This window comes from Nocardiopsis potens DSM 45234, assembly GCF_000341105.1.
Lineage (GTDB): Bacteria > Actinomycetota > Actinomycetes > Streptosporangiales > Streptosporangiaceae > Nocardiopsis_A > Nocardiopsis_A potens.
The window spans coordinates 1-8,800 of sequence record NZ_ANBB01000018.1 but is presented as its reverse complement, the minus strand read 5'-3'; the positions used below and the strand labels follow the sequence as shown (position 1 = coordinate 8,800).

Here is an 8,800-nt window from a genome sequence, read left to right as displayed (position 1 = left end):
GCCGACCTGCTGCACGCCTTCGAGGCCGTCGGAAGAGAGGGGCCGGCGGGCACACCGACGGGGCGGCGCGCCGCGAGGGCGCGCCGCCCCGTTCGGGTGCTCCGGCCGGGCCGGGTGCGGCCCTGGCCGGAGCGGGGTCAGTCGGTGCGCTCGGCCGTGCCGGAGGCGGCGCCCTCGGCGGCGGCCGGTTCGGCCAGCGCGCCGGAGCGGACGTTGTCCAGCTTGGTCCGCATGCTCTTCATCAGGAAGTACAGGACGCCCCCGACGAAGGCCACGGCCAGGAACCCCAGCAGCCCCGGAGTGATCGTGTTCTGGTCGATCTCGGTCTGCGCGAGCAGGAGGACGGTGTTCATACCGCTCATGTTCTCACCGACGTCCGGACGCCTGCGAACAGGTCGGTCTCAGGAAGCTCGGTGTCGACCAGCGAGCGGGCCAGGTGGTAGTCCTCCGTCGGCCAGGCCGCGCGCTGCGCGTCCAGCGGGACCGCGAACCAGAAGCCGTCCGGGTCGACCTGGGTGGCGTGCGCCTTGAGGGCCCGGTCCCGGGTCTCGAAGTGCTCGCCGCACTCGATCCGGGTGGTGATGTCCCACTCGGGCCAGTCCCGGTCCTCGATCCGGTCCATCCACTCCTTGTACGGGTTGTCCAGGCCGCGCTCCTCCAGCTCGGCGGAGATCGCCTCGAACCGGGCCTTGGGGAAGGACACGTGGTAGTAGAGCTTGAGAGGCTGCCACGGGTCCCCGGTGCCGGGGTAGCGCTCCGGGTCGCCGGCGGCGTCGAACGCCTCCACCGAGACCCGGTTGGTCATGATGTGGTCGGGGTGCGGGTAGCCGCCGTTGTCGTCGTAGGTGATGACCACGTGCGGGCGGAACGAGCGGATGGAGCGGACCAGCGGTTCGCTGGCGACCTCCAGCGGCTGCACCGCGAAGCACCCCTCGGGGAGCGGCGGGAGCGGGTCGCCCTCCGGCAGCCCGGAGTCGATGAACCCGCTGAACTCCTGGTGCACGCCGAGGATCTGCCGGGCCTCCGCCATCTCCTTGCGGCGGACCTCGGCGATGTTCTCACTGATCTCCGGCCGGTCCATGGCCGGGTTGAGGATCGAGCCGCGCTCACCTCCGGTGAGCGTGACGACCAGCACTTCGGCGCCTTCGGAGACGTAGCGCACCATGGTGGCCGCCCCCTTGCTCGACTCGTCATCGGGGTGGGCATGAACGGCCATGAGCCGCAGACGCTCGGACAACGGAGTAACCCCTCGGGTAGTCGAAAAGCTCTGTCGGTACGGCCCGCGCCCTGCCTGGCGGCCGCGCGGGCGCCCGCGGCGCGCCCGACACGGGTGCGCTGGGGCGGGGGTGGAACGGGGGCCCCGTCGGGCGGGGCTATCTTAGACAACGTAGTCCCCACGTTCGGAGATTCCCGCATGCCCGAGAGCCCCTCTGACCTCACGTCCGACGGCGCGGCCGGCACCGCCGCCCCCGGCGGCGACGAGCGCGGCGCCCGTTCGGCCATGCGCCGGTACGGCGGAAAGCCCTTCATCTTCCTGGTCGGGCTGCTCGCCGCGGGCCTCTTCACTCTGGGCTGGGGGGCCGCGCTGGTGAGCTACGGGGACGGCGGCGGCGTCGCCAAGCAGACCGTGGCCTGGGACATCGTGGACTCCTCCACCGCCTCCATCACCTTCCAGGTGAGCAGCGGCGAGCCGGTGTCCTGCCTGGTCCGCGCCTACGACCGGCAGCACGTGGAGATCGGGCAGCGGGACGTGGAGATCGGTGCGGGCACCAAGACCGTCACCACCGAGATCGAGACGGTCCGCGAGGCCGCGATGGTAGAAGTGGCCTCCTGCAGGGAACAAGGTACGGCGAAGAAGTGAACCGCGGCCCCCGGCACCGGCCGCGGGCCTGAGCCACCGCCGCGCACCGTCCGATCCCCGTCCGCCTCCGATCCCCCCGCCACAGCCGCCCGAAGCGTCCCCGAACGCCCCGGCCGCGCCCCGGAGAACCCCCCGAGGAGCCTCCAGGAGCCCGGCCCGCACGGCGTTCCAGGCCCCTTCCAGGCGGAACACGCGGTGATAACCTCGTAAGTTCAGCTGCGGCCGGACAGAAGGACCGCAGTCGTCAGACGCACCAAGGGAGTTCCCGTGACCGAGACCCGCGATGACAACGTCACCTGGCTGACCCAGGAGGCGTATGACCGGCTCAAGTCCGAGCTGGAGCACCTTTCGGGGCCTGGTCGCATCGAGATCGCCGACAAGATCGAAGCCGCCCGCGAGGAGGGCGACCTCAAGGAGAACGGCGGTTACCACGCGGCGAAGGAAGAGCAGGGCAAGATCGAGGCCCGCATCGCGCAGCTGCAGAACATCCTGCGCAGCGCGCGCGTGGGCAACGCCCCCCGGAAGGAGGGCGAGGTCGGCCCCGGCATGACCGTCACGATCAAGTTCGAGGGCGACGACGAAGAGGTCACCTTCCTGCTCGCCTCCCGCGAGGAGAGCGGCGCCCCGATCGACGTCTACTCCCCGAAGTCCCCGCTGGGCAGCGCGATCAACGGGAAGAAGATCGGCGACACGGTCAGTTACAACCTCCCGAACGGCAAGAGCCTCTCGGTCGAGATCATCGACGCCGTCCCCTACGGCGGGGCATAGCCCCTACCGCAGCGAAATCGCGGAAGGGGCGGCGGGAAGCCGCCCCTTCCGCGTTGCGGGGGTCTCCGCCCTCATCTCACGTTGATCTTGGGCTTATCGACCGGTCCCGGCCCGTGTACCCGCGCCGGTGAGCGGCCCAGACCGGTCGATAAGTCCAAGATCAACGTCTGTAAGGGGTCAGGGCGCCGGCGCCGGCCCCGGCTCGGCGCAGCCGGCCGCGCCCTCGCCGCCCTCGGCGTAGGCCGCCGGGATGTAGTGCCCCTCGCCGATCCGGTACCAGGCGGTGCCCGCCCCGCCGGGGCCGGACGCCCGGTCGCCGTCGGCCAGGCATTCCACCCCGACCTGGGCGGCGTGCGCGGCCAGGCCGACCGCGGGGTGCCCGAAGCCGGGGCCGGAGCGGACCACCACCGGGTCGGACATGCTGACCGTGGCGACCTGGGCGCGCGCGGTCTGCTCCGCGGTCCACAGGTAGTCCACCCGCACCCAGGCGTTGGTCGGCAGGCGCAGCGCCTCCCGGAAGGTCCCGTCGGCCAGGTCGATGCCGGCCGGGTTGAGCACGGTGCGGCCGAAGCCGTCCCGCCCGCCGTTGTGCCCGCCGAGGAAGGCCGCCTGCGCCTGGGGCAGGCCGTGCGGCAGGTCGAGCCAGCTCTCCCGCGGCGTGTTCCAGTGGTCGTCGGTGATGTTCCACGGGCCGACGTCCCAGACGGGGGCGTAGGCGCAGCGGCGGTCCGCGCCCTCGGTGCACACCCGCACCGTGTAGTCGCCGGCGTCGCGCGGCGCCAGCGCCCGGCGGGACGGCAGCGCGACGAAGTGGTCGGCGGTGCGCACGGTGTGCCCGTTGGCGGTGCGCGCCCCGACCAGGCCGATCCGGGTGGCGAACAGCCGGGCCGAGTAGGGGCGCTCCCGGACCGCGGTCCCGGGGCGCTCGGCGGGCGCGCCGGCCGGCCGGAGCCGGACCCCGGAGAGCACGGTGCCGGCCCGGGCGGCCTCGCCGCCGATGCCGACCCGCACCTGGACCCGGCCGACGGGGGCGGGCAGCCGGACCCGCCCGGCCTCGTCCGCCGGGCCGCCCGCCCGCTCCCGCCACTCGGTCCACACCCCGTCGGCCCGCTCCCCGCGCACCTCGATCAGCAGGCCGTCGGCGGGCCCGTCGGCGTCGGCGGCCACCGCCACCCGGTCGACCGGCCGGGCCAGGTCGTGCGGCGGGAACACCGCCTGGGCGACCGGCGCCCCGGGCACCCGGCCGCCCAGCGCCGCGGTGGGTTCGGGCTCGCCTTCGGCGGCCCGCAGCCCGCCCCGCTCCCAGGCGGTTCCGGACGTCTCGGCCTCGGCCGGGTCCTCGACGAGCCACCCGCGCGCGGGGGCGCGCTCGGGCGCCCACGCGGACGCATCCGCCGCGAGCAGCCCCACGGTGAGCACACCGGCGGCGGCCACCGCACCGGTGCGCAGCAGTCTTCGCCCCATCGTCACCCCTCATCGCCCGGGAAACCGACCCGTCCAGTAAGCAGGCAATGACGATGGGTGACAAGACGGGCACGCCGCGTTTCTGCGGCATCGGGGTAAAAGAAGCCCTTTGCCCGTTCCGAGGCATGCCCGGAACGGACCGGGGCACCGGGGGCGCACCGGCGGGAGCGCGCCGGCGGAGCGCTGGGACGCCGGAGCCGCGAGGCGGCGGGATGCCGGGGCGCCGGGGCGCCGGGGCGGCGTCAGTCGCCGAACGCCAGCAGGCAGGCGGTGTAGCTGTGCACGTGGTTGCGGCCGGCCACCGGGCCGACCTCGCCGGCGGCGAAGAAGCCGGTCACCGCGTCGATGCCCAGGGTCCGGCGGACCGCCCGGACGTCGTGGTCGGCGCTGTCGAACATGGACGCGCCGCGGCCGTTGCAGGAGAACAGCAGCGCCCCGGAGATCCGGCCGCCGGAGTCCTCCCCGAAGACGCCCAGCCGCTCCAGCAGGTCGCTGTCGGCGGTGTCCCGGTCCCGGACCTGGAACCGCACCGTCTGGCCGACCTCCACCATGTCGCCGATGGTGATGCTGCCGTCCTCGGGGTCGGCCCCGACGACCGAGCGGATCAGGAAGTCGCCGCGCTCGTGCCGGTCGGCGTACTCGTCCATGGCGATGCCGATGTGCAGCCCGCCGGCCGCGGCCAGCTCCTGCTCCTCCTCGGGGAGCGCGTTGACCAGCGCCTCCAGCCGCTCGTAGGCGGGCACCCCGGCCAGCTCGGTGATCAGGTTGCCCTCGGCGCCGGTGATCGCCATCGACGGCCCGACCGGCCGGCAGCCCTGGCTGACCATGGTGCCGACGACCCCGCTGCCGCCGAGCAGCAGGCCGATCGCCCCGGCGTCGATCACCTCGCCCTCGAAGAAGAGGCGCACGGACCGCTCGCCGCCCATGCCGTCGGCCAGCCCGCCGACGATGGGCAGCCCGCCCAGGGCGTCGGTGGAGCGCTCGACGAAGGACTGCGCGGGGAACCGGTAGGGGTCGGCCAGCAGCAGCGCGGCCCTGTCCTCCGGCGCCGGCTCGTGCATGCCGATCACGGCGAGGTGGTCGCCCTCGGGGACCACGTCCAGCCGGAAGGGGGTCATGGTGACCTCGGGCAGCCGGGCCGCCCACACGCTGACGGCGCCCTGCCCTTCGACGCCCCGGCCGCCGCCGATCACACCGGCGGAGGTGCACCCGATGCTCACCGCGCCGGGGACCATCCCCATGACGCGCTCGCCGGCCAGCACCACCTCTTCGGCGTCCGGCCCGCACACCGAGAAGAAGACCAGGTCGGCGGGGGCGTCAAGGGACCGGACCGCCTCGGTCGCCGCCCGCTCGGCGGCACTCACGAGGTCGGCGCCCGACGCCAGTGCATCGCCGAACCTGGCCACTGCCCGCACCTCACTCATCCGTCGTCCTCGCTCCCGGACGTCATCGGCAACCGCACAGGAATCCGCGGGGCTCCGCGCCCCTGCTTCCATGATCCCAGCCCTGGGGAGGTGCAACCCCCGCCCGGCCCCGGCTATTTCCCACAACCGAGACGACGACCGCCCGCCCGAAGGACGCTCCGAACGTCCCCGCTCACGCAGGGCTCACACGCACCACGAGAGATCGGGGGGCGTCCCCGCGTCGCGGGGCTCACTGCCGCGCGAGCAGGCGCCGGAGCTGCCTGCCCGGTCCATCCCCGCGTACGCGGGGCTCACACAATCGCGCTCTCCCATTCGGTCCCGCGGCGCGGTCCATCCCCGCGTACGCGGGGCTCACAGCGAACGACCTGGGAAGACGTAGGGAGTTATCGTCGCGTGACCGCTTTCCCCCGTGGGCTTTCGGGCCGTGAGGCACCCGGAAAGGGTATCGGAGGGGCCGCCGGGCGGGCGGTTTCCACAGGACGGATGATCTTCTGTCGGGGCCGGGAGCGAGGACCTAGACTCGGCGCCGTGCATACCTCCCCTCCCCTCAGCACACATGTCGGACATCCCCCGCCGGACGGGCTGCCTCGGACGGTCGGGGAGCTGCGCTCGGCCGGGCACCGGTGGCGGTCGGTCAAGGACGAGGTGCGGGAGAACCTGCTGGAGCGGCTGCGCTCCGGGCGGGAGCGGTTTCCCGGGATGGTCGGATTCGACGCGACCGTGCTGCCGCAGGTCGAGCGGGCGCTACTGGCCCGGCAGGACGTGGTGCTGCTCGGCGAGCGCGGCCAGGGGAAGAGCCGGCTGATCCGGGCCGTCGGTGCGCTGCTGGACGAGTGGACCCCCGTCGTCGAGGGGTGTCCGATCGGCGACCACCCCTATGCCCCGCAGTGCCCGCGCTGCCGCCGGCTCGGCGCGGCCGGGGAGCCGCTGCCGGTCGGCTGGCTCCACCGCGACGAGCGGTACCGGGAGAAGACCGCGACGCCCGACACCGGGGTGGCCGACCTGATCGGCGACATCGACCCGGCGCGACTGGCCGAGGGGCGCTCCCTGGACGATCCCGAGGTGGTGCACTACGGGCTGGTCCCCCGGGCCAACCGGGGCGTGCTGGCCCTGAACGAGCTGCCGGACCTCGCCGCCCGGGTGCAGGTCGCGCTGCTCGGGGTGCTGGAGGAGCGGGAACTCCAGGTGCGCGGGCACGTCCTCCGGCTCCCGGTCGACGTCATCGTGCTGGCCAGTGCCAACCCCGAGGACTACACCGACCGGGGGCGGATCATCACCCCGCTCAAGGACCGGTTCGGCGCCGAGGTGCGCACCCACTACCCGGAGGCGCTGGAGGACGAGGTCGCGCTGGTCCGGCAGGAGGCCGCGGACCCCGGCGGGGCGCTGGTGCCCGCGCACGTGGTGGAGGTCGTCGCCCGGTTCACCCGGATGGTGCGGGCCTCGCCCGCGGTGGAGGCGCGCTCCGGGGTGTCCGCCCGGTTCGCCATCGCGGCGGTGCGCACCGCGGCCGCCTCCGCCGAGCGGCGCGCCGCCCTGACCGCGGAGAAGTGCCCGACGGCCCGAGTCAGCGACCTCCAGGCGGCCGTCCCGGTGCTGCGCGGAAAGGTCGAGTTCGCGCCGGGCGAGGAGGGGCAGGAAGCCGAGGTGCTGGGACATCTGCTGCGCCGCGCCACGGCCGAGGTGTTCCGGGACCGGCTGCCGGAGTCCGCTCTGGAACCGCTGACCGGGATGTTCGCCGCCGGGGGCGAGGCCGTCTCCGGTGCGGGGGTGCCCTCCGCCGAGCTGCTCGGCTCCCTCGGCCCGCTGCCCGGCCCGGCGTCGCTGGTCGCCCTGGCCGATGCCGGCCGGGAGCCGCTGGCCGGGGATGAGGCGCCCGCCGAAGGCGCCGACCGCGCGGAGGGCCTGGCGGCGGCCGCCGCCGACCTGGCCCTGGAAGGGCTCTACCTGACCCGCCGACTCTCCAAAGAGACCGCCGCCCCGGCGCAGGACCGCTCCACCTACCGCACCTGACCAGGGGGGAAGGAGAAGGGAGAAGGGGTATCCCTGCCGGGCGATGTCCCGCCCCTTGCCCACCTCTGAGACCGCTGGGCATCTGGTCGACTCAACATGGTGACGGCCGGTCGGCGGGGCGGATCGCGGGCGGTCGCCCGCGATCCCGACAGCTCTCTGGTCAGGCGCCCCGAGCAAGCGCGGCGCCTCACGGAGCAAGGCTCAAACCGGCGGCGAGGCCGGGAGGGGCACCGGCCGACCGGTCGAGCGCGGCGCCCCGCGGGGCGAGGGTTCAAACAGGCGGCGAAGGCAGGCAGGGGACCGGCCGGTCGGTTGGGCGCGGCGCCCCGCGAAGCGGAGGTCAAGACAGGCGGCGACGGCGCCGGTAGGGGCGGGGCGAAGGCCTCGCCCGAGCGCGGCGCCCCACGGGGCGAGGGTTCAAGCGGGCAGCGAAGGCGGGCAGGGGAACGGCCGACCGGTCCGGCGCGGCACCCCACGGAGTGAAGGTTCAGACCGGCAGCGAGGGCGGGAAGGGGGACCGGCCGGCCGGTCGGGCGCGGCGCCCCACGGAGTGAAGGTCAAGACGGGCGGCGACGGCAGCGGTAGGGGCGGAGCGCAGGCGGTCGCCCGGGTGCGGCGTCTCGCGGGGTCGGGGTTCAAGCAGGCGGCGAGGGCGGGAGCGGGGTGGGGCCGCGTTCACCGGCCGGGGGTGGCGCGTGGTCCCGGCGGGGGCGGGGCGGCGCCCCGGCGGCGCGGGCCGGCCCGCCTGCCCGCGCCAGCCAGGGGGCCTTATCCCTATATGCCTGGTTCGCAGCGGGGATCGGGCGGGACCGGGGGCGCCCTGCGCATCTCCGCAGCACCCCGATTACATCTACCAGCGAGTAGTAAGCCCCAAGCCCCCCACCGCTCTCTCTTTGGTTACCCAGAGTGGCCAAACAGGGCTCCCCCGGGAGAACAAAAGCGGCATTCCGCCCCTACTCCCGTCTTCCTTGGGTTTCGGCCCCCTGCTTTGCGTCCTTGCGGGCGGCTCGAACCTCCGGACACCGGCCCGATCAGGGCGATTCGGGGCTTCCGGGGGCCGATCCGGGCCGGGATGCGCGCCCGGGAATCACCGGGGTGCTCTCGCGGTGCGCAGGGCGCTCCCCCCGACCTTCACTGTGCGTGTTCGCCCAGGTCAGGGAGGTAGGACGGTTTCAAGGGCGGTCGGCCCCGGCGCCCGGGCGACGCGGGCACGGCGAACCCGCCGCCCCGCCCCACCCCGGCCGCCCTGACCCGCCCTGCCGCGCCCGACCGA

Annotated in this window: 7 protein-coding genes; 3 read left to right on the top strand and 4 right to left on the bottom strand. The window is 74.4% G+C overall.

Annotated elements, in window-relative coordinates; genetic code table 11:
• Positions 1–137: 137 nt before the first annotated feature.
• On the bottom strand, positions 138–353 hold the full coding sequence (locus tag D459_RS36110; protein WP_017592305.1) for a hypothetical protein: 216 nt from the start codon (positions 351–353) through the stop codon (positions 138–140).
• 5 nt (positions 354–358) lie between these two features.
• Positions 359–1,237 carry a mycothiol conjugate amidase Mca gene (gene mca, locus D459_RS0107110; protein WP_026120137.1) on the bottom strand — a complete coding sequence of 293 codons (879 nt, stop codon included), beginning with the start codon at positions 1,235–1,237 and terminating at the stop codon, positions 359–361.
• A gap of 177 nt (positions 1,238–1,414) precedes the next feature.
• Here mca and D459_RS0107105 point away from each other — a divergent pair, with 177 nt between their 5' ends.
• Both D459_RS0107105 and greA read left to right on the top strand, forming a co-directional pair.
• Complete coding sequence (locus D459_RS0107105) at positions 1,415–1,861, top strand: DUF4307 domain-containing protein (protein ID WP_017592303.1); 447 nt, start codon at positions 1,415–1,417, stop codon at positions 1,859–1,861.
• A gap of 267 nt (positions 1,862–2,128) precedes the next feature.
• Positions 2,129–2,629: a transcription elongation factor GreA gene (gene greA / locus D459_RS0107100; protein WP_017592302.1), complete on the top strand. Its 501-nt coding sequence runs from the start codon at positions 2,129–2,131 to the stop codon at positions 2,627–2,629.
• A 177-nt stretch (positions 2,630–2,806) separates the two neighbouring features.
• Here greA and D459_RS0107095 read toward each other — a convergent pair whose 3' ends face one another.
• Both D459_RS0107095 and D459_RS0107090 read right to left on the bottom strand, forming a co-directional pair.
• Positions 2,807–4,093, bottom strand: coding sequence for a hypothetical protein (locus D459_RS0107095; RefSeq protein WP_017592301.1), 1,287 nt, complete (start codon positions 4,091–4,093; stop codon positions 2,807–2,809).
• 242 nt (positions 4,094–4,335) lie between these two features.
• Positions 4,336–5,499, bottom strand: a complete 1,164-nt coding sequence (locus tag D459_RS0107090) for an FIST signal transduction protein (RefSeq protein WP_017592300.1) — start codon at positions 5,497–5,499, stop codon at positions 4,336–4,338.
• A gap of 546 nt (positions 5,500–6,045) precedes the next feature.
• Between D459_RS0107090 and D459_RS0107085 the strand changes: the two genes are divergently transcribed.
• A complete protein-coding gene (locus D459_RS0107085) occupies positions 6,046–7,527 on the top strand; it encodes a sigma 54-interacting transcriptional regulator (protein ID WP_026120136.1) in 1,482 nt (493 codons plus the stop codon).
• The last annotated feature ends 1,273 nt before the right edge of the window (positions 7,528–8,800 follow it).

What these genes read in the sequence shown, in the direction of transcription:
- D459_RS0107095 (WP_017592301.1), bottom strand. Translation starts at nt 4,093, where the DNA reads ATGGGGCGAAGACTGCTGCGCACCGGTGCGGTGGCCGCCGCCGGTGTG.
- D459_RS36110 (WP_017592305.1), bottom strand. Translation starts at nt 353, where the DNA reads ATGAACACCGTCCTCCTGCTCGCGCAGACCGAGATCGACCAGAACACG.
- D459_RS0107105 (WP_017592303.1), top strand. Translation starts at nt 1,415, where the DNA reads ATGCCCGAGAGCCCCTCTGACCTCACGTCCGACGGCGCGGCCGGCACC.